This is a genomic window from Candidatus Woesearchaeota archaeon, from assembly GCA_016928155.1.
Taxonomy (GTDB): domain Archaea; phylum Nanobdellota; class Nanobdellia; order Woesearchaeales; family JAFGLG01; genus JAFGLG01.
Genome location: JAFGLG010000007.1, coordinates 87,888 through 112,492 on the forward strand (window position 1 = coordinate 87,888; position 24,605 = coordinate 112,492).

The 24,605-nt window shown below is 45.0% G+C and carries 30 protein-coding genes and 3 tRNA genes; 23 read left to right on the forward strand and 10 right to left on the reverse strand.

Annotated features, from left to right (window positions below; all coding sequences use genetic code 11):
- The first annotated feature begins 186 nt into the window (after positions 1-186).
- Positions 187-1,422, forward strand: a complete 1,236-nt coding sequence (locus JW968_03755; GenBank protein ID MBN1386064.1) for a cadherin repeat domain-containing protein — start codon at positions 187-189, stop codon at positions 1,420-1,422.
- Positions 1,423-1,476: 54 nt separating this feature from the next.
- Positions 1,477-2,607, forward strand: a complete 1,131-nt coding sequence (locus tag JW968_03760) for a PKD domain-containing protein (GenBank protein ID MBN1386065.1) — start codon at positions 1,477-1,479, stop codon at positions 2,605-2,607.
- Positions 2,608-3,097: 490 nt separating this feature from the next.
- Here JW968_03760 and JW968_03765 read toward each other — a convergent pair.
- From JW968_03765 to JW968_03775, 3 genes are all read right to left on the reverse strand, one after another.
- A tRNA-Met gene (locus JW968_03765) sits at positions 3,098-3,255 on the reverse strand.
- Between the two features lie 67 nt (positions 3,256-3,322).
- Positions 3,323-3,568 (reverse strand): hypothetical protein, encoded by a 246-nt coding sequence (locus JW968_03770; protein ID MBN1386066.1) that lies wholly within the window; start codon positions 3,566-3,568, stop codon positions 3,323-3,325.
- A 92-nt stretch (positions 3,569-3,660) separates the two neighbouring features.
- Entirely contained in the window at positions 3,661-4,971 is a 1,311-nt protein-coding gene (locus tag JW968_03775; protein MBN1386067.1) for a hypothetical protein, read from the reverse strand.
- A gap of 219 nt (positions 4,972-5,190) precedes the next feature.
- Here JW968_03775 and JW968_03780 point away from each other — a divergent pair, with 219 nt between their 5' ends.
- On the forward strand, positions 5,191-5,850 hold the full coding sequence (locus JW968_03780) for a hypothetical protein (GenBank protein MBN1386068.1): 660 nt from the start codon (positions 5,191-5,193) through the stop codon (positions 5,848-5,850).
- Here JW968_03780 and JW968_03785 read toward each other — a convergent pair.
- Complete coding sequence (locus JW968_03785; GenBank protein MBN1386069.1) at positions 5,834-6,235, reverse strand: FAD synthase; 402 nt, start codon at positions 6,233-6,235, stop codon at positions 5,834-5,836. The genes JW968_03780 and JW968_03785 overlap by 17 nt on opposite strands.
- A 143-nt stretch (positions 6,236-6,378) precedes the next feature.
- Here JW968_03785 and JW968_03790 point away from each other — a divergent pair, with 143 nt between their 5' ends.
- On the forward strand, positions 6,379-7,092 hold the full coding sequence (locus JW968_03790) for a hypothetical protein (GenBank protein MBN1386070.1): 714 nt from the start codon (positions 6,379-6,381) through the stop codon (positions 7,090-7,092).
- Between the two features lie 181 nt (positions 7,093-7,273).
- Here the strand turns inward: JW968_03790 and JW968_03795 are convergent.
- Positions 7,274-7,368, reverse strand: a tRNA-Ala gene (locus JW968_03795).
- Between the two features lie 325 nt (positions 7,369-7,693).
- Here JW968_03795 and JW968_03800 point away from each other — a divergent pair.
- Positions 7,694-8,149, forward strand: a complete 456-nt coding sequence (locus tag JW968_03800; protein MBN1386071.1) for a hypothetical protein — start codon at positions 7,694-7,696, stop codon at positions 8,147-8,149.
- Between the two features lie 76 nt (positions 8,150-8,225).
- The gene (locus tag JW968_03805; GenBank protein MBN1386072.1) at positions 8,226-8,411 is read left to right on the forward strand and encodes a zinc-ribbon domain-containing protein; all 186 of its coding nucleotides are present in this window, start codon (positions 8,226-8,228) and stop codon (positions 8,409-8,411) included.
- A 2-nt stretch (positions 8,412-8,413) separates the two neighbouring features.
- Here the strand turns inward: JW968_03805 and JW968_03810 are convergent, their stop codons facing one another.
- Positions 8,414-9,280 carry an NAD(P)H-hydrate dehydratase gene (locus JW968_03810; protein MBN1386073.1) on the reverse strand — a complete coding sequence of 289 codons (867 nt, stop codon included), beginning with the start codon at positions 9,278-9,280 and terminating at the stop codon, positions 8,414-8,416.
- Between the two features lie 52 nt (positions 9,281-9,332).
- Between JW968_03810 and JW968_03815 the strand changes: the two genes are divergently transcribed.
- The 6 genes from JW968_03815 to JW968_03840 all read left to right on the forward strand — a co-directional run bounded on the left by JW968_03815 (position 9,333) and on the right by JW968_03840 (position 13,850).
- Positions 9,333-9,509, forward strand: a complete 177-nt coding sequence (locus JW968_03815; protein ID MBN1386074.1) for a hypothetical protein — start codon at positions 9,333-9,335, stop codon at positions 9,507-9,509.
- 14 nt (positions 9,510-9,523) lie between these two features.
- Positions 9,524-10,183 (forward strand): endonuclease III, encoded by a 660-nt coding sequence (locus JW968_03820; GenBank protein MBN1386075.1) that lies wholly within the window; start codon positions 9,524-9,526, stop codon positions 10,181-10,183.
- A complete protein-coding gene (locus tag JW968_03825; GenBank protein MBN1386076.1) occupies positions 10,184-10,891 on the forward strand; it encodes an alanyl-tRNA editing protein in 708 nt (235 codons plus the stop codon).
- A 72-nt stretch (positions 10,892-10,963) separates the two neighbouring features.
- Positions 10,964-11,728, forward strand: coding sequence for a ribonuclease H-like domain-containing protein (locus JW968_03830; GenBank protein MBN1386077.1), 765 nt, complete (start codon positions 10,964-10,966; stop codon positions 11,726-11,728).
- A gap of 95 nt (positions 11,729-11,823) precedes the next feature.
- A complete protein-coding gene (locus JW968_03835) occupies positions 11,824-12,522 on the forward strand; it encodes a hypothetical protein (protein MBN1386078.1) in 699 nt (232 codons plus the stop codon).
- A gap of 92 nt (positions 12,523-12,614) precedes the next feature.
- On the forward strand, positions 12,615-13,850 hold the full coding sequence (locus JW968_03840) for a Glu/Leu/Phe/Val dehydrogenase (protein MBN1386079.1): 1,236 nt from the start codon (positions 12,615-12,617) through the stop codon (positions 13,848-13,850).
- On the opposite strand, the gene JW968_03845 is transcribed toward JW968_03840, so the two are convergent.
- Positions 13,847-14,740 carry a cysteine synthase family protein gene (locus tag JW968_03845; protein MBN1386080.1) on the reverse strand — a complete coding sequence of 298 codons (894 nt, stop codon included), beginning with the start codon at positions 14,738-14,740 and terminating at the stop codon, positions 13,847-13,849. The two genes, JW968_03840 and JW968_03845, sit on opposite strands and share 4 nt — an antisense overlap.
- A gap of 118 nt (positions 14,741-14,858) precedes the next feature.
- Between JW968_03845 and JW968_03850 the strand changes: the two genes are divergently transcribed.
- Entirely contained in the window at positions 14,859-15,266 is a 408-nt protein-coding gene (locus tag JW968_03850) for an ArsR family transcriptional regulator (protein MBN1386081.1), read from the forward strand.
- Between the two features lie 21 nt (positions 15,267-15,287).
- Positions 15,288-16,352: a hypothetical protein gene (locus JW968_03855; protein ID MBN1386082.1), complete on the forward strand. Its 1,065-nt coding sequence runs from the start codon at positions 15,288-15,290 to the stop codon at positions 16,350-16,352.
- Between the two features lie 8 nt (positions 16,353-16,360).
- Here JW968_03855 and JW968_03860 read toward each other — a convergent pair.
- The 3 genes from JW968_03860 to JW968_03870 form a co-directional block, all read right to left on the reverse strand.
- A tRNA-Ile gene (locus JW968_03860) sits at positions 16,361-16,475 on the reverse strand.
- A 455-nt stretch (positions 16,476-16,930) separates the two neighbouring features.
- Complete coding sequence (locus JW968_03865) at positions 16,931-17,485, reverse strand: nucleotidyltransferase domain-containing protein (GenBank protein MBN1386083.1); 555 nt, start codon at positions 17,483-17,485, stop codon at positions 16,931-16,933.
- Positions 17,451-17,789, reverse strand: coding sequence for a hypothetical protein (locus JW968_03870; GenBank protein ID MBN1386084.1), 339 nt, complete (start codon positions 17,787-17,789; stop codon positions 17,451-17,453). Before JW968_03870 ends, JW968_03865 begins: the two co-directional genes overlap by 35 nt.
- 257 nt (positions 17,790-18,046) lie before the next feature.
- On the opposite strand from JW968_03870, the gene JW968_03875 reads away from it, so the two are divergent.
- The 9 genes from JW968_03875 (at position 18,047) to JW968_03915 (ending at position 24,575) form a co-directional block, all read left to right on the forward strand.
- A complete protein-coding gene (locus tag JW968_03875) occupies positions 18,047-18,355 on the forward strand; it encodes a winged helix-turn-helix transcriptional regulator (protein ID MBN1386085.1) in 309 nt (102 codons plus the stop codon).
- 13 nt (positions 18,356-18,368) lie between these two features.
- On the forward strand, positions 18,369-18,599 hold the full coding sequence (locus JW968_03880) for a glutathione S-transferase N-terminal domain-containing protein (GenBank protein MBN1386086.1): 231 nt from the start codon (positions 18,369-18,371) through the stop codon (positions 18,597-18,599).
- Positions 18,596-19,804, forward strand: coding sequence for a glutaredoxin family protein (locus tag JW968_03885; GenBank protein MBN1386087.1), 1,209 nt, complete (start codon positions 18,596-18,598; stop codon positions 19,802-19,804). Before JW968_03880 ends, JW968_03885 begins: the two co-directional genes overlap by 4 nt.
- A gap of 2 nt (positions 19,805-19,806) precedes the next feature.
- Positions 19,807-20,799: an FAD-dependent oxidoreductase gene (locus JW968_03890; GenBank protein ID MBN1386088.1), complete on the forward strand. Its 993-nt coding sequence runs from the start codon at positions 19,807-19,809 to the stop codon at positions 20,797-20,799.
- A 46-nt stretch (positions 20,800-20,845) separates the two neighbouring features.
- Entirely contained in the window at positions 20,846-21,076 is a 231-nt protein-coding gene (locus JW968_03895; protein MBN1386089.1) for a TM0996/MTH895 family glutaredoxin-like protein, read from the forward strand.
- A complete protein-coding gene (locus tag JW968_03900; protein MBN1386090.1) occupies positions 21,064-21,531 on the forward strand; it encodes a hypothetical protein in 468 nt (155 codons plus the stop codon). Before JW968_03895 ends, JW968_03900 begins: the two co-directional genes overlap by 13 nt.
- A gap of 2 nt (positions 21,532-21,533) precedes the next feature.
- Positions 21,534-22,244 (forward strand): sulfite exporter TauE/SafE family protein, encoded by a 711-nt coding sequence (locus JW968_03905; GenBank protein MBN1386091.1) that lies wholly within the window; start codon positions 21,534-21,536, stop codon positions 22,242-22,244.
- A 1-nt stretch (position 22,245) separates the two neighbouring features.
- Entirely contained in the window at positions 22,246-23,361 is a 1,116-nt protein-coding gene (locus tag JW968_03910; GenBank protein MBN1386092.1) for a permease, read from the forward strand.
- 125 nt (positions 23,362-23,486) lie between these two features.
- Entirely contained in the window at positions 23,487-24,575 is a 1,089-nt protein-coding gene (locus JW968_03915) for a hypothetical protein (GenBank protein ID MBN1386093.1), read from the forward strand.
- Positions 24,576-24,605 lie beyond the last annotated feature (30 nt).

A 24,605-nucleotide genomic window follows, 5' to 3' on the forward strand; every position in this document is an offset into this window, starting at 1 on the left:
GCTGTTTATAAATCTTTTCTAATCTGTTTTGTCGTCGAGAAAATTTATTTTCGTTTGGCATTAGTGACGAATCTCGTCTAGGAAAAAGTTTTTTCAGCAAAGTTTAAATAGTAGTTGGGCTTGGATGCAATCATTGATTATCAATCAAAAAATGAGGTTTATAAACCAAAAAACTGGGGTGAAAAGATGAATAGACTTCTAGTAATGTCAGTTCTGATGCTAACAATAATATCCCTTTCCGGATGCGTCCAGACTCCGAATGAGGGGATTGTCAATGTGACAATCGAGGATTCTGAAGATGCCGGTATGACAACCACGACAGGCGATGCTGTTGCGGATGCTGACGAGGCAGATGCATACGAGAGCGGGGAAGATGAGACAGCAGAGGCCGAAGATGAAGAATCTGAAGCAGAGACCTCCAAGACTGCAAAATACAAGATAGCTGTCACAGAAGGCGAGCTCGTATCACTGAAACCGAAAGCCGTCGATCCAGATGCAGATACCATAAAATACATGTTCTCAAAGCCGCTCGATTCAGAAGGGAAGTGGCAGACAGAGACAGGTGACGCCGGAGAATATTATGTCGATGTCACTGCGACAGACGGCAAGCTCTCAGCCACCCAGACAGTCCTTGTAGTTGTCAATTCGGCAAACAAGGCGCCTGTCATGACAGAGTTAGAGGACATAACAGTGAATATGGGCGAGACTGTGAAGATCAGCCCGAAAGCCACTGACCCTGATGGGGACAAGATAAGCTTCTCATTCAGCGGATGGATGACCAAGCCTTCCTACACCACCCAGAAGGGTGATGAGGGCAAGCACAAGGTCACAGTCACTGCGACAGACGGCACAAGCAGTGTCTCCAAGGACATGTATGTGACAGTCATCAAAGAGAACCACGCGCCTGAGATCACAAGCCTCACTGCAGAGCCAGTGCTGGAGAAAGATACAGTGGTACTGGATGTCGAGGCTGAGGATGAGGACGGCGATGAGGTCTCAATAGTGTTCCCTGAACCATTCAATGATGATGGAGAATGGCAGACCAAAGTGGGAGATGCAGGGACATACAGGGTTGTAGTGACTGCCACAGACGGAGAGAAGAGCGCTTCAAAAGAGGTCATTGTCAAGGTCAATGCCCTGAACAATGCGCCAGTGCTCGAGCCTATCAAGGACATCACAGTCAAGGAAGGAGAGACTGTAACCCTGAATGTCAAGGCATCAGATCCGGACGGGGACAAGGTCACAGTGATCATCTCAGGATGGATGAACACGAACACCAAGAAGACAGGCTATGATGATGCAGGAGAGTACCAGGTCACAATCAAGGCATCAGACGGCCAGGTGGAGACAACACAGACTGTGGAGATAACAGTCCTTGACCAGAATAGGCCGCCGGTCTTTGTAGATATCGTGCAAGGCTAATCTTTTTTTTTTCTTTTCTTTAAAATGTCTAAAAAGGTATTTTTGGGAATATTGATGATTCTGCTGATACCTGCAGTCCTATCCCTGAAATTCACAGTGACAGAAGGAGACCTTTTCAAGCTGAAAGTGACAACATCAGATCCAGACAATGACAGGGTGAGCTTAGTATATTCTGATCCTCTCGATGACAAAGGAGAATGGCAGACAAGTATCGGGGACGCAGGAGACTATAAGATAAAGATAGGGGCGACAGACGGAAAAGATGTAGCGTATGAGACAATAGATCTTGAAGTGGCGAAATATGTCAATTATGAGCCAGAGATAACCACACAGCCCAATTATCATATAGACGAGGGCCAGACACTTGAGCTCAAGGTTGCAGTGAGAGACAAGAACGGAGACAAGATCGACATCACATACTCCGGTTACATGAGTGCAGAGTCTAAATACATAGACTATGATCAGGCAGGGAACTATACATCGTTTATCACAGCAACAGACGGCGTCAATACAGCCAAGGAAGAGATCAATATATTCGTGAACAACATCAACCGGGCACCAGTGATCGCTAACCTTTCCGACATCAAGGTCAGCGAGGGAGACCAAGTCTTGATACAGCTCGATGCATTCGATCCAGACGGGGATGAGCTCCACTTCTGGTACGAAGAGAATGTCACAGGCGCAAACATAACCGACAGAGTGTTCTACTGGACACCGCCGCATTATCTGCTGGACAACAAGCCTCTCAAATTCTATGAGCAAGAGCCAAGCAACACCTACTTCATAACATTCGGTGTGAGCGATGGAGCAGATGAGGCATACCAGCAGGTTGGGATAAGCGTGCAGAACAAGAACCTTGTGCCTGTGCCTGTATCGATACAGCCTGCAGAAAGCCACATCCTGATATGGACAGGAGAGTCAGTCAAGTTCTTTGCGAATGTTACAGACTGGGATGAGGATGAACTGGAGTATACATGGAGCTTCGGGCCGCTCTCCAAGATGACAGGCACACAGGCAATAGAAAAACATTATGCCAAAGCAGGCGACCATGAAGTCAGGCTCGAAGTATCAGATGGCAAGGACAAGATAATCAGGACATGGAAAGTGCATGTTTCAGAACCATACAAGCCTCTTGAGCCAGCATATGTTGAAAGGACATCAAAGACATATGTGCTTTGGTCCTAATTTGTCTGTCTTATCCATTTGTAGTATTATTTCTACTAAAACTCCCACCAACCAACCCCCACCGCTGCACCCAGCTATGCGTCAAGCTATGCTGATTGCAGAAAAATTGCATGAGGTCAGGGCCAGTTCGCAGAGCGAACTGGATATATCAAAATATATCCTATGAAATTTTTACTGATTGTAAAAGGATTAGGACAAAGGATGTATAAGAACCAGAAAAAAATAAGAAGTTATGACCAAAAATGGCGATGCCGCGCAAATGGCAGCCCATTTGATAGGCTATTCAAGTGGGACTTTCGCTCTTGCTTCAGTCCCACGGACTTTGTTAGCAGAAAAAAAGAAACAAAATGGCGATGGCGGGATTCCCAATGATGCATTAATGTTCTGTTGCATCCTTTTGAGCCCGCGACTTCGCAGCAGCTGAGATGTCAGCTGGCACCATCGTGGGTTTCGACCTTTGGTCTCAAGCCCACATAAAAAAGAAAAGAAGTGGCGATGGCGGGATTCTCAATGATGCTAGCATTCTTTGCATCCTTTTGAGCCCGCGACTTCCAGATTTCTGTGCCAATATGATCTATCATCGCTTTCGCTCAACACTCATAATTGACTTATGAGTCTGGCACTCTAACCAGGCTGAGTTACATCGCCACAGCTGTCATAGCAGACAAACAAGGCTTTTATAAAGCTTTTGCCAGAATTGTATATAAAACAAAAATCATATCTGAAGATCCTGCTCCAGAGTCTCTAATTCTGAGTCAAGGTCCATGTTTTCCAGGTCCTCAAGGTCCTTGTCAATATCACTGATATCAGTGTCCACTTCATCAATCTCTCCAGCCTGAGCATCCTGGCCAGTGATCTCATCACCTGCCTGATCACCAGTATCTGGAGCAGGCTTGGAACAGCCGCTTATGAATATCGCAAGCATCAATATCAATGCGACTGGGATTAATATCTTTTTCATTGTATCACCTATCCGCGTTTTAAAGGCAAATCATTTATAAAGGTTGTCAAATGGGGCAGAACAGAGCACAACCCTGCCCTGCATCCATCTGATCAAGCAGTACTGTTTGAATCATCTGTCTCATTGCTATCATCGCTGTCATCTTCGTCTGGGTCTTCGAGGTCCTCGCACTCTCCGTTGTCGCAGAACTTACCTGTTTCGCAGTCTGAGTCTGCGGTGCAAGCGTCATCTTCATCTGCCTCTTCATCATCCATGTCATCAGTCTCATTTTCTCCTGAGTCATCATCTGTCCCATTCACATCATCTGTATCAGCATCGTCTGAATCATCGTCTGTCTCGCTATCCATGTCCTCTGTCCCGTCATCTGCATCCTCCTCTTCATCCTCTGCTTCTACCTTGCCATTCTGGGATTTTATCTCCCTGACAAGCTCTTTAAGGATCTGATGGGCTTCCTTCAAATATCCATGAGACTCTTTCATCAAAGACTGGGCTTCCTTGATCAGATCAGCCGTTTCATCAGCAGTCTTGACCTCATCCCACTTCTCTTTTGCAGCATCATACTTCTCCTGGGCTGCGTCAAGCTTTGCATTGAACTCATCAATCAGCTCCTCTGACCCGCTCATGTCATACCCTTTTTCTGTATACCTCTCAATAACGTCTTCCAGCCTCTTGCCTAGCTGATCAAGCTTTGTTATTATCTGACCTGCCTTCTCATTGGCAAGCTTACCAGCAGCGCGCTTCATGACCTTCTCAGTATTCTGCCAAGCATGCCTTATTGTCTTGGCTGCATCCTGGACATCTTCTGATGTGGCATTGTCGCCTGCTTCTTCTGCTGCATCCTTTGCAGCCTCTATCTCAGCGATCTTATCAGCAATATCATCGAGCATATCCTGCTTCTCATCATCTGAAAGATTCTGGTTGTCTGCAATCTGTGCCTCAAGCCTCTGCAGATTATTCAGGATAACATCAGAAGCCTGCACAAGGTATCTCTGGGCCTGGGCATTGAACTGGTTCCTTGCCTTCTGGCACTCAGGAGTGAGATCTCCCTCGGCATCATCCTGCCTGCAGTCAAGCCACTCCATCCTCTGCTTTGCAAGCAGGGCTTTCTGCTCCTGATAATTGACCCTGATTACTTCCCTCTGCTGCTTAAGATGTATTATCCTCTCTTTCAGGTTCTCATTGACCTCTTTCAGCCTCTCATTCTGCTTCTTGAATCTCTTTACATCCAATAGAGGCCTATCATCTGTATCATTATCATCAGAATCAGCACTGCCATCATCCGAAGCATCATCATCATCGGCCAAATGGCCTGCTCCGGAATTCCCCTGCCTCTCAGCAAACGCAACCGGCATTATACCCAATATCATGATCATTGCCATGAAAACCGCATATGTCTTCTTCATATTGCATTACCTCCAACAATTTTTCTAAATATGATACATAGTTCATGGTGTATAGTGATATTGTTTAAAAAGATGCTTTCAAGAAACTTGTTTTAAAGCTTTATGAGAGCTCCCAAAACTTTACAGAGAAATATTCTATCTTTTATGGCTTGAAATGGCTTAAATATCCCTTCTTGCCAAAAAATAAGCTTTAAATATCAAATATCACACACACTTCTTATGAAACCTTATTTGACTCTGCTTATGATGATGCTTCTAGCCTGCTATGCGCAAGGCGCTACAGTGCATGGCAAGGTCTATAACCTTGATCTTGAACCAGTGGATGCGATTGTGGAGATAAATACGCAGCCAAGGCAGCAGATTGTTGCAGTGAATGGGGACTATTCATTCGATATACCAATCGGGTTTTATACATTGACAGCAAAAGAAATTGAGCAAAATGAGACACTAAGTTCAGTCTATGAGAATCTTTTAGTGATAGATGACGGAGACTATGTGCTTGACCTCATACTATTCCCTGAGTTCGATTTCGACTATGATGACATCGGGACAGACCTTGATGAGATCGCAGCTGAAGAGGGGCCTGACTGGCATTACCTCATACCTGTCCTGATGGCTCTTGTCCTAATGCTTTCGCTCATCTATGTCAAGAGGCTCAAAAGACTGCAGAAGGAGACAGATGAAGCAGACATAGAGCCTGTTGAAGAAAGGATAATGCTGCTTCTCAAGAAAAATGGCGGAAGGATGACACAGAAAGAGATCCGTCGGGAAATACCATTATCTGAGGCCAAGATATCACTTGTCATAGCAGATCTTGAATCGAAAGGAAGACTGAAAAAGATAAAGAAAGGGAGAGGGAACATCATCGCTTTGCAATGAGGGAACTCTTATAGATATCTTCTTTGTATGGCTTTGCTCTCAGGATCTTCGTGCTCATCTTATGTGCAACAAGCTCATATTCAAGATCAAAAGGAACTTTCTGGTCATAACCCAGGCAGATTATGTCGGGCTTTTCTTCCCTTATGCACCTGAACAGATCTGTATTGTCACCGATCATCACCTTGTCTGCAATCTTCAGCTGCTCAACCATGCTCCTCCTCTCTTCTTCAGAATGATCAGGCATTGCACCTTTCAATGCAAAGACATTTGTGTCCCTTGCAACGCACACAATAAGAATATCACCACATGCCTTTGCCTGCTCAAGATAATCCACATGTCCAGGATGCACCTTATCAAATGTGCCGAAAGCCATTACCTTCTTCATTTTGAGGATACACAATATCATAGGAAATATATAAAATAGTCTCTTGACTTAACAATGGTTAATCTTGTCTTTTGGTAGATTTTTGTCACTATATAGTGTCTAATATGGTAAGATTTATAAATGGTGGGCAAACCCCATAACCTATGGACGTTTCTCTCATGAGTAGGGTTAAGGATGCAGTATACCTAAGTATGGAGCACATACACGAAGAAGGATTCGAAGCACTGATACTATCAGGATTCAGCAGCACTGTGGCAACTGAGATGATGAGAAAAGCGTGGATGAATCTCTATCCAAACCAAGAGATGCCACCCGTGCATGTTATAGGCCACACTGGCAATGAATTACTTTATGCTCCCCTGTTCGAGAGAAGACTTGATGCTGAAGAGGAAGAACCATTCTGGATGAATGCCCTCAATGCAAGGAAGAGTCCGCCTAAGAGAGAACTCACGCTTGAAAAGAGGATACCTAAAGTCGAGGGATATATGGATGAGATGCATCCAGAAATCATGGCACTGCGAGGCAGGAATGTCGCTTACGTCGACAAGTTCGCATCATCAGGATTCAAATATGAAGGATTATCAAAAATATTCCCTGCAATAGGATTCCAAGAAATGAAATATGTCTTCTTTGTCTCGCTTGAGAGCACACCTCTTGGGGATGATGTGTCCACAACAAGAGATGATGAAGCGACAAAATACCTGCACGTACTTGTGCCCAGCCTCAAAGGATGGTCGAACAGGATATTTTCTGTTCCAGGGACAATGGAGCAAAGGAAAGCAAGGGTTGTTGCAGATGCATGGATAGAAGCAAAGAAGATGATCACTTACATCGGGATGCCTGTACAAGAACCTTAAAGAAAGATCGCATAATTCTTTAGGCATTAATGGATCTTGCGGCAATGGAAATCCTTGATCTCCTGATTGCATGTTCCCATGCTTGGCATGGACCCTGCGGGAGTCGCACAGCTGCAAAGTCAGCTGGCACCTTATTCAAGTGGGACTTGCACTTTGTTTCAGTCCCACGGATTTCTTAATATGGACCCTGCGGGAGTCGCACCCGCGGCCTCTTCCGTTCTCTGCCGTCTTCAGACCGGCTGCGAGGGAAGCGCTCTACTACTGAGCTAAGGGCCCTTCATTCCTCTGGCACATGACTCAATATGGTCTTTGATGAACTTATATTTAAATGATATATACCCTAAATGCGATAGTTTTAAATAGTTTTTTCATATATCATCATATATCATCATATGAAATAAGAAATGAGCCAACTGAAATATGGGGGTGAAAAAGATGAACAAGAAAATGATGAGGCTTATTGAAGGGTTCGAAACTGACCCTGACACTGAGCAGGATGATGAGTTCATCGAAAGATTCTTCCCAGAAGATACCGGATACTGCAGCTGACCAGTCATTTTTTTCACTAAAACATATAAAAAGCAGATTTTCCCACCATTCCATGGAATCATCCACATATGCCCAGATAGAAGCCCTGTCAGCAGCATATTTTCTCCAGAGAGGCGAAGAAGAGAGGATACCTTCACCCTGCATACTGCTCTCGGCTCTCTCTTATGTGGCAGACACAATGAGACCTGCCAGAGAACTCCAGGGCCAGGCCTATGATGGGATGCCCTTGGACGATTTCCTCAGCATCGCTGATGAGCTCGATGCTGCAAAAAGAGAATTCTCTGAAAATGTAGAACAGATCTTTAGGCAGACCGGGCTGACAAGATTCGAATTCTATGACATCCTGTGCTATGGAGCCAAGACAGGAAAAATCTCAGAAGAGTTCAGATATGGTGGTCATCCGATCTCAAAAGAGCTCCTGATCTTCGAAGCCATGAGAGACCATCTTATATCATTTGGGGACAAGGAATTCAGGCCGAATCTCAGGATAGAAGAGATAGAAGAATAGTTTCTCCTTAAGACAATCCTTCCCTTGATGAAAATCTCCAAAAGGTTTATATATGCCTTCTTCAAGGACCCTTATCATGAAATGCCAAAAATGCGGAAAAGAGAACAGGGAGCACGATAGCTTCTGCAGGAACTGCGGCGAGTCTACAGGAAGGGAAGCCTTCGAATGCGAATGCGGCGCAGATGTCGGGAAGGAAGACAACTACTGCGGGAAATGCGGCATGAAATTCGAAGGTGTCGAGGAAGCCGAGAGCGACGAATAGAATCATCTTCTCTTTTTTATCTCTGCCACAGCCTCAGGTATGGAAAAGAACATATCAGAGGCAATCACGCTGTCCTGATATCTTCCAGCAGCTATCTCCCCAGCAAGACCATTCAGATAAACAGCTGCGCATGCTGCGTCAAAAGGAGAGAGCCCCTTTGCAAGGAACTGGGCGCAGATGCCGGCAAGGCAGTCGCCAAATCCCCCTTTTGTCATGAAAGGAGAACCAGTCTGGTTGACATAGATGTTCTTGGAGTCAGCGACGACATCATCCTTACCTTTGAGTATTATCGTGCCGCCAATCCTCTTTGCAGCATCAGAGACCTTGCTCTTCCTGTCAGCAGTGTCGAACTTAGCATTCATTCCAGTCAAGGCCAGAAACTCATTGAGATGAGGGGTGATGATGAACTTCTTGTCATGCAGAACCCTATGATTACGGCCGATGAACCTTATTGCGTCTGCGTCAATCACCATGGGCTTCCTGAGCCTATTGATGAGCTTCAGCACCATCTTCCTTGTCTCTGGATCCTGCGACAGGCCCGGGCCGATGAGCACAGAATCGCACTCATCTGCAATGCCAAGTATGAAATCAACATCATCTGAGTCAAGGAACCTCTTCTCCCTTGCATAAGCTATCAGGTCAGGAGAATAAGAGGCAGCAATATCGGCGGATCTCCTCGGGGTGACAAGCATGACAAGATCAGCACCAGCGCGATAAGCAGACATGCAGCTGAAGATAGGGCTTCCTGAAAACTGATAAGAGCCTGCGACAACAAGCACAACACCATTCTTCCTCTTATGGGTCCAAGGATCCCTCTTCCTGTAAATATCCTTGAGAATCTGCTCAACCCGCTTTTTGGTGTAGATCATCATATCAAATCAGGGCAATATATTTAAATAGTTAATGGGTTTAGGAAGAGGCATGGGGGCAAGTCTGATAAAGAAGATGATCGGGATAGCTGCAATAACAGCACTGATGGCAAATATGGTGCTGTTTGCTGTGCTGAAATACAGCAATCTCAGATTCTGGCTGATACTTATCATAATAGCAGGCACCAGCCTCGGACTTCTCAAGCTCATAAAGCTTTATGAAAAATGAGCTGCCAAAGAACAATGAGAGAGACCAAAGAACAGAAAAAGAAGAGGATAGCGAAGATTATAATTCTCCTCAGCAAAAATCATGGGAACACGATGCTAGCCAGGCTTTCCCATATGGGTGCATATAAATCCCTCATCAGCACAATACTCAGCGCAAGGGCAAGAGATGAAACAACAGAAGTTCTCGCAAAAGAGCTGTTCAGGAAATACAGGACAATGAAATCTCTGGCAGATGCGCCGCTCCCTCAACTGGAAAAGGATATCAAGAAGAGCGGATTCTACAAGCAGAAAGCCAGACGGATCAAAGAAGTTTCTCAGATAATCCTGACAAAGCACAGAGGAAAAGTTCCAGAGACAATGGAAGAGCTGACTGCGCTTCCCGGAGTGGGCAGGAAGACAGCAGGGTGCGTGCTCGTGTATGCGTTCGGCAAACAGGCGATACCTGTCGACACACATGTGCATAGGATATCAAACAGGCTGGGTCTTGTCGAGACAAAGGCTCCTGAGAAGACAGAGCAGGAGCTCATGAAGCTCGTGCCTAAGAACAGATGGCACCTGGTGAATGACCTCCTGGTCAATCATGGAAAGACAATATGCAATCCAATCACGCCTTCATGCTCAAGATGCGAGATATCAAAACTATGCCCAAGAAAGAAAGTTACGAGGTGGAAATGAATGGCCAAAGCCCTCTATATGGATGATTCATACATGAAGGAATTCGATGCAAAGGTCACTGATGCAGACGGGAAGAACATCGAGCTTGACCAGACAGCGTTCTATCCTGAATCTGGAGGCCAGCCGGCTGACCACGGAAAACTGGTCAAGGAGGGCGTCGAGTACATGGTATTGCACACAAAGAAGGACAAAGGAAGGATTGTCCATGAAGTGGACAGGGAAGGGCTTTCTGTCGGCGATGAAGTGCATGGGGTGATTGACTGGGAAAGGAGATACAGGCTGATGAGGAGCCATACAGCAGCACATGTCGTCTCAGGGATGTTCTCCAAGACAACAGAGGCCAAGATTACAGGCAACCAGCTGGGGCTCGACAAGATCAGGATAGACTTCAATCTCGAGAACTTCGACAGGGAAGTGATAGAATCCCTGATCACAAGATCAAATGAGCTGATACACAAGAACCTTGATATCAAAGCATATGGGATGCCCCGTGAAGAGGTCGAGAAGAATCCAGACATGGTCAAACTGGCTGCAGGACTGCCGCCGGGGATCAAGGTGCTGCGCATCGTCGAGATAGATGGATTCGACAGCCAGCCAGATGGCGGAACGCATGTCAGGAACACATCAGAAGTGGGCGAGCTCGAGATACTGAAGATGGAGAACAAAGGAGCGAGCAACAGAAGGGTTTATATCAGGCTGAAGGAGTAGAATTGAGTGGCACTGGTCACTAGACAGTTGCGAGGAATTCTTTTAAACTGGCTGTGAAGATTTCATTATCACATGATAAGGAACTCATTTGTATTTCTGGACAAGATTGGCCTGACAAAGGAAAAACTCATATGGCAGAGCGGGGTCAGGCACTGGGACGATTTCCTGAGGGCGGGAAGCGTATCAGGGATAGGCAAAGCAAGGAAATTCTATTACAATATGCAGGTCAGGAATGCAGAGAAAGAGCTTGAAAAGGATAACTCATGCTTCTTTGCAGACAGGATGCCCAAATCAGAGATGTGGAGATTATATGAAACTTTCAAGGATGATGCGCTCTTCCTGGATATAGAGACCACAGAACATTATGGAGACATCACAGTGATAGGGATGTATGACGGAAAGGAAAGCAATTTCATGGTGCGCGGATTCAATCTTGACAAAGATAAATTCTATGCCTATCTAGAGCAGTTCAAGCTGATAATAACATATAACGGACTGAGCTTTGACCAGCCAGTCATCGAGAGATATTTCGGCAAGAAATTCACAAAGATACCTCATCTTGACCTGCGGCACGCATGTGCAAGGATAGGATTGGTCGGCGGACTGAAGACAGTTGAAAGAACCCTTGGTATAGATAGAGATGAGGAAGTTGCAAATGTGATGGGAAGCGATGCAATATATCTCTGGAGCATGTGGAAGGCAACAGGAAAAAGAGAATACCTGGACAGGCTGATCAGATACAATGAATATGACATCGTGAACCTCAAGCCAATAGCAGAGCATGTCTGCTCTGAATTGAGCCAAACACTAAATGCCCTAAGCCCACAACATTTATAAAGAGGCCGGGTTGCCACTGCGGAAAAGACGTTCAAGGTGATCATATGCAACCATATCAAAAAACCATAGAAAAATTCTATCCACAAGCATCACCAATGGAAGACTCCCTGGGGGAGATGCAGACAATGCTGTCAGACATGGGATTCAGATCCGGGCAGACCCAGATCATCACATCCCTCTGCAGAGATGATATACTAAACCCATTCCATCAATATGTTGAAAGCCTCTGGAAAGATACAGACGGATCTTTCAGGCTAGGCGGTCTTGTGGGCTTTCCAACAGGGGGCGCGACAGGCATGGGTGCAGCGATGCATCATGCGCCTAACACAAAAGGCCCTGAAAGATATCTCATTTTTGCCGGAGCCCATGTCTCTATAGGACAGAATGGAGTCTTTGGAGACCTGACAAGAAATTATAGAGCGGGGAATACAGGTGCATGCGGGGCAGCACTGAAATTCCTTGGCAGATTAGAAAGCGATCCAGAATACAAACCAACACCCAACAGGGCAGACAGGGAGCAATATTATGCAGAGACAACTCTCCTGAAGAATGCGGCTTCAATATTGGGCCATGAATCCAGGAGCGATAGGGTGCATGCGCTTACCCAGCATTCAGCCAAGCATATTGATAGTGATCTTGACGAGACACTTGCAGCTACTGGGATCACGAAGAATGGAACACCATTTGCACTTATACTGGCAGATTTCCTGCACACACCAGAAGGATTGTTCCTACAGCTCAATAAGGATAGGAGTGTCATCCAGAATGAGAACGGAGTATACAGCTTCAACTAATGCAGCAATCCAATAAATTTATATATCAATTTCTTTAATTTTTCAATTCGGGGTTTTTAAATCATAATTATCCAATAATCAGAGGTGCAAAAATGGATGTATTTGAAAATGTGATGAAATTTCTCGAGAAGATCAGGAAGATAAAAGGCCTGACACCAGAAGAATTCAAGATATTATCAGAGCCCAGGAAAGTGTTCAGGTTCGACATCCCAGTGACCCTTGACAATGGGGAGAAGAAGACCTACCAAGGATACAGGGTGCAGTACAACAATGCAAGAGGCCCGACAAAAGGGGGCATAAGATATCATCCTGATGTGTCACTCGCAGAGGTCAAAGCCCTCGCATTCTGGATGACGCTGAAATGCGCAGTCGTCGACATACCATACGGCGGCGCAAAGGGAGGGGTCATAATAAACCCAAAAGTCCTCTCACAGCAGGAACTGGAAAAAGTCTCGCGCGGATTCATCCAGGCAATCCATGACGAAGTAGGGCCAGACAAGGACATACCAGCACCAGATGTGTATACAAACCCCCAGGTCATGGCGTGGATGCTCGACGAGTTCGAGAAGATAAAAGGAGGCCACTATCCAGCTTTCATAACAGGCAAGCCGCTTGAGCTCGGCGGAAGTGCAGGAAGGATGTTCTCAACATCCCAGGGAGGGGCCTACTGCGTCAGGGAGATGGCAAAAGTCTACAGACTGGAGCCCCACAAGACAAGGATAATAGTGCAGGGCTTCGGCAATGTTGGAAGCTTCATGGTGCAGATACTCGCAGACTGGGGATACACAGTAGTGGGGGTCAGCGATTCAAAGGGCGCCCTCTACAGAAAGGATGGCCTGGATATTGACGCTGTCACAAAGCACAAGCAGGAGAAAGGAAGCTTTGAAGGATTCCCGGACGCACAATATATCACAAATGCAGACCTGCTCGAATCAGAATGCGACATACTGGTCCCGGCAGCGCTTGAAGGTGTCATAACCGCAGAGAACGCAGGCAAGATAAAGGCCAAGTATGTCATCGAGCTTGCAAACGGACCGACAACACCAGAAGCTGATGAGATACTTTTCAAAAAGGGAATATTCCTTGTGCCTGATGTGCTCGCGAATGCCGGTGGTGTGACTGTGAGTTATTTTGAGTGGGTGCAGAACAGGATGGGATATTACTGGGAAGAGGCAGAAGTGCTTGCAAAGCTAGACAGGATCATGATAAGGGCCTTCAAGGAAGTCTATGACACGTCCCAAGAATACAAGGTCGACATGAGAACAGGATCCTATATCGTAGCAATAGAAAGGGTGCTGAAAGCAGAGAAGCTCAGAGGGAATGTCTAAGACCTGTATTTGAACAGGTTCATGCTGAGATATCTCTCACCCCTGTCCGGGAGGACTGTTGCGACCTTCTTGTACATCTTAGCCAGCTTTAATGCGACCAACATGTTGGCGCCGGCGCTGATACCGACAAGGATGCCGTATTTCCTTGATAATTTCCTTGCCATGTTCACAGCCTCTTCGCTGCCGACAGTAACACATCTGTCAACTTTCTTCATGTCAATAAGCTGAGGGATGAAACCATCACCTATCCCCTGGATCTTATGCTCTGCAACCCTGACTTCAGAGCCGCCGAACATGACAGCAGCCTCTTCAGGCTCAATAGCTATGACCTTAAGATTAGGATTAGCCTTCTTCATCACTTCAGAGATGCCCATCAAGGTGCCTCCTGTCCCTACACCGGCGACAACAGCGTCAACAGGTCCGATCTCCTTAAGGATCTCCTCTCCTGTCTTCCTCTGGGCAGCGATATTTGCAGGATTATTGAACTGCCTTGCGAGGAAATGCTTCGGCTTCTTCCCCAGCTCTTCAGCTTTCGCAATCGCTTCCTTCAATGAGCCGCTCTTGCTGGTCTCAACAAGCTTAGCACCGAAGGCTCGCATCATCTGCTTTCGCTCCTCACTCATGTTCTCAGGCATGACCACAATCATCTTGTAGCCTTTTGCAGCAGCGACCATGGACAATGAGATACCAGTATTGCCGGAACTTGCTTCAACTATTGTATAACCTCTCTTGAGCCTGCCTTCCCTTTCTGCTGCCTCAACAATCTCCTTTGCGACCCTATCCTTGATGCTGCCGCTCGGATTGAGCGATTCCATCTTTGCATAGACATTGCCTATCCTTATCAATGGAGTGTTGCCGATGGCATCCAGAACAGAATAATCCTTTTTCATGGATCAGTGAGGAAAGGGCATTTATATATAAATTTGGCGCAAATCAATGGGAACATTTATATAATCTGTTGACTTTACATCAACCAAGGCCCTAGGTGGCTAAATTCGGGTGTTTGACATGGTCTTTTTGCATCAGAGAATAACAATCTACAGATTACGGAAACCTGCTACTCCTGGCATAAATGATGAGCTCCAATGGCTGGGCACATCGCTCGGGCTGTTCGGGCTCAGGGACAAGGATCGGTCGTGCTTCCGTCTTTTTATCACATTACTGAAAGCAGGAAAGAAGAACCAGAGCCTGACATCAGATGAGCTGGCAGATCAGCTCGATCTTTCCAGGGGCACTGTCGTGCATCATCTCAACAAGCTCATGGAAGCAGGTCTTGTCCTCCATGAGAGGAACAACTACATGCTCCGCGTCTCGAAAGTCAGCGACCTCGTCGACGAGATAAAGCAGGACATGGAAAGGACACTGCAGGACATAAAGAAGGTTGCGGATGACATCGACAAGGGGCTGGATCTCTGAATCACAGTCCGAGGCGATATTATGGATAAAAAAATATTATCAGAGTTCAAATTTGGAGATTGGGATAACCAATGGGCTGGCAGCTGGGAGATTGTATCTATCACCGACTGGGGAAGATTCTACTGCAGGAAGCCGTTCTCAAAATATGCTGATTCCTATGTCGATCACACTATTATATTCTGGGAGAATGGAAAAAGCAGTGCTTATCATAGAAGATATTACAAGGAAAGATTTGCCAAGAAAATCATCAAGTGTATAATGACAGATGAAAAATTTGCAGATAAATTATGTGCAGAGCTGAAATCAAGAACAGATGAATATCTAGATACAGCGAAGAAATTAGTAGGTAAGGACATAACATATAGTCAATTCAAAGGATATAGCGATCTAATATTAGATTATTATCCCCCACATGTTACTATAAAAGTCATGATAGATTTTCTACCAAAAAACCTGCTCGACAAATATTTCGAGAGATTCCAAGAAGCAAGAGTATATGCTGAACCGGTTTTTGGAAAAACAATTGAATTTATGAATAAATTAGCAGAAATCCATGCGAAAAAGACAGGATATCCAGCAGAATTGATAAAGACCATGACCAGGGATGAGTTTGACGCGTATTTGCAGGGAAAGGGCCTGCCCTCAAAAGAAATCCTTGAAGAACGGAATAAGAAATCCGCTTTTCTGTTTCATAACAAAGAACTACTTGTCGTTACCGGAAAAGATGCAGATCTTGTCGAGGACATTGTGCTAGGTGAAAAGCATCAGGATGAGATAAAAGGAAGCTCCGCTTATCCAGGCAAAGCGAAAGGCAGGGTAAAAATAGTGATGGATCCAGAAAAAACAGCCGGTTTTAAAGAAGGAGACATTTTGGTTGCAGGCATGACAAGGCCGGAATATGTTCCGCTGATGGAGAAGGCAGCAGCAATTGTTACAGATGGCGGCGGAATCCTGTGCCATGCAGCAATAGTTGCAAGAGAACTAAAGAAACCTTGTGTCATTGGAACTAAAGTGGCAACAAAAGTATTCAAGGACGGGGATTTGGTCGAAGTGGATGCTAATAAAGGTGTTGTGAGGAAGATCTAGGTTTTAGGCGGCGTGGGCGGGACTTCCAAACTCAAGGGGTCAAGAGTATTTGAACCCGCATGGGACTTGGTGAATCCCACCGGAGCATCAGTCTGGCGCATTACCAGATTGTGCCACCACGCCATTGCCTAAAAATTTATATATAAGGTAAGCTTATACAGATTGACTTGGTGAGTCTCACCGGGGTGAAAGCCACCACGGTTTTTTTTTTCTTTATTTGTATTATCAAAACAGTTTAATAAGCATAACTAAACAAGTATCAAATCTTCTTCAATGATTTCAGAAATCTTTCAATTCGACATAAATAATTTCGAAATCTTGTATTATAATCAGAAATCATTCAAATTTAATAAAAGCAATATTGCTGAAACGAACAATCTGATATCAAAATTCTAATAAAGAAATAATGCAGCCTTTTCCCAGAAAGGCTGCTGCTCACACTTCAATGAGCTGAAGAGGAGAGCTGATGTTGCCCAAGGACGGCATTCAAGTGATGACACTCTGTTATGGTGTGTGATTATTCCTTTTTTATATTTTTTTGCATTAAGCAGGATGACGGATAATTAATCGAATTAAGCTCAGATAACTTCCAGGATCGCTTTCTTCTTGTACGTCACCTTGTTTGCCTCAAGTATCGATTCAAACTTCAATGAATCTTTTGTCGGAATCTTTATTGCTCCGTTGACAAGTCTTTCCCCCTCCAACTCTTTTAGCATGCCTTTAGATCCCCTGCCTGCAAGGATATAATTGAACTTCACTTTCTGCGCGTGAGTCAAGCCATCCAATGAATACCAGAACAAAACATAAGACCTGAATCCCAAAACCTCTGGCAGGGGCTTGTTCCTGAAGACACTTATGCCTTCTGTCAGAATACCTGTCCTCGCAAAGAATGCGGAAGAGAACAATTCCTCCAAAGTGGTCTGCTTGATGTCAATATTATCATATGATGCCTTGAGATTATCCTTGATCCTCTGTATCTGATCAAGGCGTTCCCTAAGAGTTGCGGTCTTGAATATCACGACTATGTCAAGATCCCTGCCTTCCTTACCCTTGAAAGCAGAGCCATAGAGGATGATATCAAAAATCTCCGGCCTCTTCTCATCCCTTAATGATCTTATCAATCGCTTCTGCATCTTCCATAAGCAGCTTTGCTGCCTCCTCATCCATCTTCTTTGTGTAACTATCCTGGTAAAAAGGGAAATCCCTATCGAGAATCTTATAGATATCAGGATGCTTCTGCTCCAGGATCCTGAACCTTTGAGTGTGTGATGAAGGCACAAACCCTTCTTTCTTCAAGATGAAGATATCTGTGGCTGCTGCAATCGCCTTGAAGAACAATGTTGTAGCTGTGTTGAATCTCTTCTTTGCGAATGCTTCTGTTGCTGAGCTGAAATATTCTGCAAAGTTCCCTTTCAGGATGTCCTCTTTCTCATCCATGATGTAATATACAACGAAATGCTTATATTTAAAGGTTTTGGTTGTATAATATGTATTGTTGTATTATACATCATATAAAAATTTAAATTCTTTATTTGTTGTACTTTACACCATATTTTATATATGAAATAAATTCACTATCTATGAAAAACTTAGTGGTCAATCATTCATTTCAATATCCAGTGCTCATATTTACCAAGACTCACATCCCAAAACCACCGAAAGGTTTATATATCATCATATGAGCACCCATTGATATGACTTATAAGGACAACCTGAGGCTTCTGAAAGCGCTGAGCGAAGAGACCAGATACAAGATACTGGAAGTGCTTCTCCAGGGAGAGAGATGCGCCTGCCAGATACCTGCGCTGATAGGCAGGACACAGTCAAACACCTCAATGCATCTCGCCAAGCTGAAAGAATCAGGGATACTGAAATCAAGAAGGGAAGGAAAGATGATGCATTACTCAATAAAGGACATGAGAGTCTGCGACCTGTTCAAAGCCATGGGATATGAAGAAGGAAAATTTCTCAAGTCCTGCTGCTGCATGACCAAGAAGAGATGAAGAGGTGGATATGATGAAAGTCACACTATACACTGCACCGGCCTGCCCATTCTGCATCATTGCAAAGAAGTATCTTGAAAGGAACAAAATAAAATTCACAGAGATAGGCATCTCAAAAGACAAGAAGGCCAAAGAGATGATGATAAGGAAAAGCGGGCAGGAAAATGTGCCTGTCATAGATGTTGATGGGAGCATCATCATAGGATATGACCTCAAGAAACTCAAAGGAGCGCTGAAGATATGAAACTGGCAAAACCAATAAAAGAATTTTTCTCGTCAAGATTCAACATATCCCTGGTGCTGTTCCTGGTAATCGTCGGGGCAGCTGCCTTCTATGTCACAGATGGCGAATCCATAAAACCGACAGAGCCGGGGGATACATCAGTATATTTCTTCTATCTCCCTACATGCCCCCACTGCAGCGACCAAAAACCAATATACTATGAGATAAAATCAGAAAGATCTGATGTGAAGTTCTTCGAATATGACGCTTCATCACAGGAAGGATCAGTGCTGTTCTACAAGATGTCTGCAGAAGCAGGCCTCGACACATCAAGATTGGGTGTTCCAACCATATTTGTAGGAAAGAATGCTCTTGTGGGATTCCAGACAAAAGAGAACATAATCTCTGCAATAGATGAATGCATCAACAGCTGCAAAGGCGATGAGTACAAGACAGACACAAAACAGGAGATGGACACAGGATTCTCAGATTTTGAGATACCCTTCATCGGAAGAGTAGACCTCACAAAGTGGTCACTTCCGACACTGGCTGTGATACTCGGACTGGTAGACGGATTCAACCCATGCGCTTTATGGGTGCTCATATTCCTGATAACACTCCTTCTCGGAGAAAAAAGCAAGAAAAAGATATGGCTTGTGGTAGGAAGCTTTGTCCTGGCCTCAGCAGTATCATATTTCCTTTTCATGACAGCATGGCTAAACCTTTTCCTCCTGATGGGATATATCCGGATAATAACAATCCTGGTGGGAGTATTTGCTCTGGGGGCAGGGATATCACATCTGAAAGAGTGGTACACATCCAAAGGCGAGCTCACATGCAAAGTCGGAGATGAGGAAAGCCATAAGAAGACAATGAACAGGATACAGAACATAATAGCACAGCCAGTCACAATCGGAGTCATCATCTCAGTCATCGGGCTGGCCTTTGTGGTGAATGCGATAGAATTCGTGTGCTCAGCAGCGATACCAGCAATATTCACCCAGCTGCTTGCATTGAGCGGGATATCCTCATTCCAGCAGTACATGTACATCCTGCTATACCTGTTCTTCTACATGCTGGATCACATAATAATATTCAGCATGGCAGCATTAGCACTCGGAAGCGGGTTCGCCAACAAATACGCGAAATACTGCAAACTGGTAGGCGGCGCAGTACTGTTTGTGCTAGGACTGATAATGCTCTTCGCACCGCACCTATTGAGGTAAACATGGCATCAAAGACAAAGATCACTAATAATATCGTGTTCGAGCCAAGGAACAGCTACAAGCACAATCCAGATGCAAACAGGGAATATGACCTCATTGTCATCGGCATGGGAGTTGCAGGCTATGCAAGCGCGATGTATGCTGCAAGGCTCGGGCTGAAGGTGCTCATCATCGGCGAGCAGCCCGGAGGGACACTTGCGCTCACAGGAAAAGTGGAGAATTATCCTGGCTTTGTCTCAGTAGAAGGCCAAAAACTCACAGAACTTCTTGAGAACCATGCAATGGATTATGATATCGATTCAGAAATCGAGATAGTCAGCCAGGTGACTAAAGAGAAGGATGGATTCAAGGCGGTTGCCGGAGACAAGTCCTACAGATCGAAAGCCATAATCCTGGCAACAGGGGCCCAGGTAAGGAAATTAGGCGTGAAGGGAGAGGATGAATTTTTCGGCAATGGTGTCAGCTACTGCGCATTATGCGAAGCTGCATTCATCAAAGGAAAGACAGTCGCTGTCGCAGGCGGCGGAGACAGCGCAGTCAAGGAAGCCATACTCCTTGCAGAATACGCTAATAAAGTATACATAATCAATAATGAGAAGGAACTGCATCCAGAAGAGCACAACAGGAAGCTATTGAACCAAAAGATCAAGAAAGGGAAGATCGAAGAAATAAACAGCAATGAGATAACAGGGATAGCAGGGAAAGGAAAAGTTGAAAAGATCATGCTGAAAAGGCCATACAAAAAAAAGAAAGAGCTTCCTGCCGGGAGCGTCTTTGTCTATATAGGCAACATACCAAGAAGCGAGCTGGCAAAGAAGATAGGTGTTAAGCTCAACAAGAGGAAAGAAGTGATAATCAATGCTCATTCTGAGACAAATGTCCCGGGGTTCTTTGCAGCAGGAGATGTCACTAATATAGACTGGAAACAGGCAATCATCGGTGTGTCGCAGGGAGTGACAGCTGCCTATTATGCATACCAACATGTCATGCTATGAAATGGTCAACTGCGAGTCATGGGTCAAAATTCTGAGGCAGAAGCTGATGAAAATAGAAATATTGGGTGCAGGATGCCCGAAATGCAAGATGCTCGAAGAGAATGCCAGGAAGGCATTGGAAGAGCTGAAAATAAAAGCAGAGATAAAGAAAGTGACTGACATCGGCGAGATTGTGGATCATGGCGTGATGTCCACTCCTGCAATAGTGATTGACGGAGAAGTCAAAAGCTATGGGAAAGTGGCAACCACAGAGGAGATCAAAAAATGGCTAAAGTGACATATTGCATAACAATCATCCTATTGGCATTGTCCGCTATTCTATTGTCCGGGTGCGATAGCGATGGCGCTCAAGGTCCAGAAGTGCTGTTTAGCGAGCTGCCCGAGCAGGAGATTAATGTCGACAAGCTGGAGATATTCCATTTTCATGGGACAAACCAGTGCTATTCCTGCATAACTGTGGGGAATTATGCTGAAGAGACAGTAAATACTTATTTTGCTGATGAACTCAAGTCAGGCAGGATTGTCTTCGGCCATGTCAATGCAGAGCTTCCTGAAAACAGTGAGCTGGTGAAGAAATATGGTGCTACAGGATCATCCTTATGGCTTGGCGTATACAGCGGGGACGGATTCAAAGCAGAGCAGAATACCCAGGTATGGTACAAGATAAGGGACAAGCAGGATTACATGGATTATCTAAAAGTGGTCATTGAGCAGAAGCTGGCAGGTAAATAAAAATGGGCTTGTTGGCATTCATGGAAGCAATGGGCACAAGCGATATTGCGATCCTTGCTGCTTTCTTTATCGGGCTCATGACAGCAATCAGCCCATGCCCTCTCGCAACAAACATCACAGCAATAGCTTATGCAAGCAAAAGAATAGACAACAGCAAACACACTATTATGGTGGGTCTCCTTTATACTCTAGGAAGGATGCTAACCTATGTCCTGATCGCCTCTGCCATCGTATGGTTCGGGCTAAACACGCAGAGCATTGTACTCACACTCCAGAAATACGGAGACAAAATACTGGGGCCTCTATTATTGATTGTCGGGATTGTGATGCTTGATGTCATCAAAATAAATTTCTTAAAAACAAGTGATAAACTGAATAAGATAAAAGAGAAGCTTGCACAAAAAGGATTTCTCGGCAGTTTCCTTTTAGGAGTGATATTTGCATTAGCATTCTGCCCTTTCAGCGCAGTCTTGTTTTTTGGGATGCTTATACCAATTGCACTCAAAGCAGGAGACGGACTGATAATCCCCTCAGTATTTGCCTTTGCAACAGGACTGCCGGTCATCATATTCTCATTCATACTTGTCTACAGTGTCTCAAGACTGGGGGCCATAATGGATAAGATCAGTGTTTTTGAGAGATGGATGAGGAAGATAGTTGCTGCAGTATTCATAATTGCCGGGTTCTATTACATAGGGATGATGGTGCTCTGAGATGGAAAAGGAAGAATGGAAAATCTTAGCCTGGATAATAGGCATATTCGCGGTATTCTATTTTGTGCCTTACGGCGCAGAATGGTTCAATAACTCAGTGATTTCAGGAGTGAATCTCCTGAATGATTATGCAAAACAGCATGTGCTGACATGCCTTGTACCTGCACTCTTCATTGCAGGCGCCATTGCTGTGTTCATACAGAAAGAGAAGGTCATGAAATATCTGGGTCATGAAGCAAAGAAATATGTCTCATATGGTGTCGCTTCTGTCTCAGGGGCCATACTTGCAGTGTGCTCATGCACGATCCTGCCGCTGTTTGCAGGCATAAGGAAAAGAGGAGCAGGTCTTGGACCTGCGATAACTTTCCTGTTCGCCGGGCCGGCGATAAACATCGCAGCAATATTCCTGACAATGAGTGTTCTCGGTCTGGAGATAGGGCTTGCAAGGGTGACTTCAGCAGTCTTGCTTTCGATAATAGTGGGCTTGACAATGCAGGTCATCTTCAGGGAGCAAGTCGATAAAGAAAAACTGATGATCCAGGATACAGAAGAATCACAATTATCAAACAAGGTCATGTTCGCTTTCTTTGGGCTGATGATCGGCGTGCTTGTTGTTAATGGATTGCAGATTGATAAATTCATCAAGTATTCATTGATGGGTGTCTTCACATCAGGCGTTGTAGGTTTGGTTTTATGGAAATTCCGTGATCATATATCCCAGAAATGGCTCAATGAGACATGGAACTTCTCAAAACTGATCCTTCCATTACTCTTTGCAGGAGTGTTCATAGCAGGATTCATCATGCCGCTGCTGCCAGAAGGCATCATCACCAACCTTGTAGGAAGCAATACAGTGACAGGGAACCTGATAGCATCAATCTTTGGGGCATTAATGTACTTCTCAACACTGACAGAAATCCCTATCTTGCAGGCACTGATGGCCAAAGGGATGCATTCAGGACCAGCTCTGGCATTATTGCTGGCAGGGCCTAGCCTAAGCCTGCCAAACATGCTGGTGGTCAGAGGAGTGCTTGGAACAAAGAAAACTGCAGTCTATGTGGGGCTTGTGATAATCTACTCGGCAATCGCCGGCATGATATTCGGTTCGATTGCCTAAAGCACTGAAACACTCGCATTGATACTTCATTCACTTGTCATCTGCCCAAACCAATACCGTCTCACTTTTAAATAGTAACAAACATTTATAAATCAAATGGGGCTTTTTCTTTTAAAGGGGGTAGGATGAGCGACAAAGAAGAAATTCTAAGACTGAAGGATTCCGGCTACCTGCAGGACTTCGTTGACCATCACAAAGCAAGATGGAACCATGATGATATCTCGGGCCTGAAGAAAGATCTCAGGAAATCAGGTTATTCGCTGGAAGAAGATGCGATCATAGACCTCCTTGAACATGAGAGGATAAACTATATCTTTGACAATAAGTTCCTGAAGCAGAAACACAGGGAAAGGGCAACAGAAGCAAAGCAGATGCACAAGGAAGCAGGCGACAAGCTGAAATATCTCTCCAGGAAGATCAAGGAGGTTGAAGCCCTCAGCAACGACATCGCTGAAAGGGAGCAGAAAGTCAAGGAGACAGAAGAAAGGCAGAGGAAACAGGCAGCAGAGCTCGAGGCAAAGAGAAGATACACAGACAGCCTGAGAGCAGAGATAGACCATGTCCTCAAGAATCTCGAGAGCCAGGAGAACAAGATTGCAGAGAGGGAGATGGCAATAAATGACAAGCTTGCAGAGCTGAAGCTCAGAGAGCAGGCCCACTCTGAAGCAAAGAGCGACCACAAGAAAATATCAAAGGACATCAAGTTCTACAACAATGAGATAAGCTCCCTCCAGAAAGAAATCGAGAAGCTGACAAAGAAAAGGCAAGAGCTCAGATCTGAGACAGATGCTTTCGGGAAGAAGAAAAAGCTCTATGCAGAAATCGAGAAGAAAGGAACAAAGCTGGATGAGAAAGAGAGCCATCTCAATGAATACCAGGAGTACATAACACAGAAAGAGAAAGAGATCGCAAACCTGCTCCACGCTGCAGAGAAGGATACAGAGCTTGTCGAGAAGAAAGAGAAGGAGCTCACAAGCCAATTGGAGATGCTTGAGAGAGACTCGCACGCGATATCAGAGAAGAAGAAAGAGATACTATCAAAAGTGATGGACCTCAAGGCACGCGAAGACAAGATAGCCCACATCGAACAGAAGATAATCGAGAAGCTCAAGACAATAGAGAAGGAATTCGAAAGGCTCCAGAGGCTTGAGCACGACCTGGCTGAAAGGGAAAGGAAAGTGCTCACGGGCGAGATACATACGCTCATAGAATAAAAACCTTTAAAATCAGAACCTGATTCTTTG

What these genes read in the sequence shown, in the direction of transcription:
- JW968_03755 (MBN1386064.1), top strand. Translation starts at nt 187, where the DNA reads ATGAATAGACTTCTAGTAATGTCAGTTCTGATGCTAACAATAATATCC.
- JW968_03760 (MBN1386065.1), top strand. Translation starts at nt 1,477, where the DNA reads ATGATTCTGCTGATACCTGCAGTCCTATCCCTGAAATTCACAGTGACA.
- JW968_03770 (MBN1386066.1), bottom strand. Translation starts at nt 3,568, where the DNA reads ATGAAAAAGATATTAATCCCAGTCGCATTGATATTGATGCTTGCGATA.
- JW968_03775 (MBN1386067.1), bottom strand. Translation starts at nt 4,971, where the DNA reads ATGAAGAAGACATATGCGGTTTTCATGGCAATGATCATGATATTGGGT.
- JW968_03780 (MBN1386068.1), top strand. Translation starts at nt 5,191, where the DNA reads ATGAAACCTTATTTGACTCTGCTTATGATGATGCTTCTAGCCTGCTAT.
- JW968_03785 (MBN1386069.1), bottom strand. Translation starts at nt 6,235, where the DNA reads ATGAAGAAGGTAATGGCTTTCGGCACATTTGATAAGGTGCATCCTGGA.
- JW968_03790 (MBN1386070.1), top strand. Translation starts at nt 6,379, where the DNA reads ATGGACGTTTCTCTCATGAGTAGGGTTAAGGATGCAGTATACCTAAGT.
- JW968_03800 (MBN1386071.1), top strand. Translation starts at nt 7,694, where the DNA reads ATGGAATCATCCACATATGCCCAGATAGAAGCCCTGTCAGCAGCATAT.
- JW968_03805 (MBN1386072.1), top strand. Translation starts at nt 8,226, where the DNA reads ATGAAATGCCAAAAATGCGGAAAAGAGAACAGGGAGCACGATAGCTTC.
- JW968_03810 (MBN1386073.1), bottom strand. Translation starts at nt 9,280, where the DNA reads ATGATCTACACCAAAAAGCGGGTTGAGCAGATTCTCAAGGATATTTAC.
- JW968_03815 (MBN1386074.1), top strand. Translation starts at nt 9,333, where the DNA reads ATGGGGGCAAGTCTGATAAAGAAGATGATCGGGATAGCTGCAATAACA.
- JW968_03820 (MBN1386075.1), top strand. Translation starts at nt 9,524, where the DNA reads ATGAGAGAGACCAAAGAACAGAAAAAGAAGAGGATAGCGAAGATTATA.
- JW968_03825 (MBN1386076.1), top strand. Translation starts at nt 10,184, where the DNA reads ATGGCCAAAGCCCTCTATATGGATGATTCATACATGAAGGAATTCGAT.
- JW968_03830 (MBN1386077.1), top strand. Translation starts at nt 10,964, where the DNA reads ATGATAAGGAACTCATTTGTATTTCTGGACAAGATTGGCCTGACAAAG.
- JW968_03835 (MBN1386078.1), top strand. Translation starts at nt 11,824, where the DNA reads ATGGAAGACTCCCTGGGGGAGATGCAGACAATGCTGTCAGACATGGGA.
- JW968_03840 (MBN1386079.1), top strand. Translation starts at nt 12,615, where the DNA reads ATGGATGTATTTGAAAATGTGATGAAATTTCTCGAGAAGATCAGGAAG.
- JW968_03845 (MBN1386080.1), bottom strand. Translation starts at nt 14,740, where the DNA reads ATGAAAAAGGATTATTCTGTTCTGGATGCCATCGGCAACACTCCATTG.
- JW968_03850 (MBN1386081.1), top strand. Translation starts at nt 14,859, where the DNA reads ATGGTCTTTTTGCATCAGAGAATAACAATCTACAGATTACGGAAACCT.
- JW968_03855 (MBN1386082.1), top strand. Translation starts at nt 15,288, where the DNA reads ATGGATAAAAAAATATTATCAGAGTTCAAATTTGGAGATTGGGATAAC.
- JW968_03865 (MBN1386083.1), bottom strand. Translation starts at nt 17,485, where the DNA reads ATGCAGAAGCGATTGATAAGATCATTAAGGGATGAGAAGAGGCCGGAG.
- JW968_03870 (MBN1386084.1), bottom strand. Translation starts at nt 17,789, where the DNA reads ATGGATGAGAAAGAGGACATCCTGAAAGGGAACTTTGCAGAATATTTC.
- JW968_03875 (MBN1386085.1), top strand. Translation starts at nt 18,047, where the DNA reads ATGACTTATAAGGACAACCTGAGGCTTCTGAAAGCGCTGAGCGAAGAG.
- JW968_03880 (MBN1386086.1), top strand. Translation starts at nt 18,369, where the DNA reads ATGAAAGTCACACTATACACTGCACCGGCCTGCCCATTCTGCATCATT.
- JW968_03885 (MBN1386087.1), top strand. Translation starts at nt 18,596, where the DNA reads ATGAAACTGGCAAAACCAATAAAAGAATTTTTCTCGTCAAGATTCAAC.
- JW968_03890 (MBN1386088.1), top strand. Translation starts at nt 19,807, where the DNA reads ATGGCATCAAAGACAAAGATCACTAATAATATCGTGTTCGAGCCAAGG.
- JW968_03895 (MBN1386089.1), top strand. Translation starts at nt 20,846, where the DNA reads ATGAAAATAGAAATATTGGGTGCAGGATGCCCGAAATGCAAGATGCTC.
- JW968_03900 (MBN1386090.1), top strand. Translation starts at nt 21,064, where the DNA reads ATGGCTAAAGTGACATATTGCATAACAATCATCCTATTGGCATTGTCC.
- JW968_03905 (MBN1386091.1), top strand. Translation starts at nt 21,534, where the DNA reads ATGGGCTTGTTGGCATTCATGGAAGCAATGGGCACAAGCGATATTGCG.
- JW968_03910 (MBN1386092.1), top strand. Translation starts at nt 22,246, where the DNA reads ATGGAAAAGGAAGAATGGAAAATCTTAGCCTGGATAATAGGCATATTC.
- JW968_03915 (MBN1386093.1), top strand. Translation starts at nt 23,487, where the DNA reads ATGAGCGACAAAGAAGAAATTCTAAGACTGAAGGATTCCGGCTACCTG.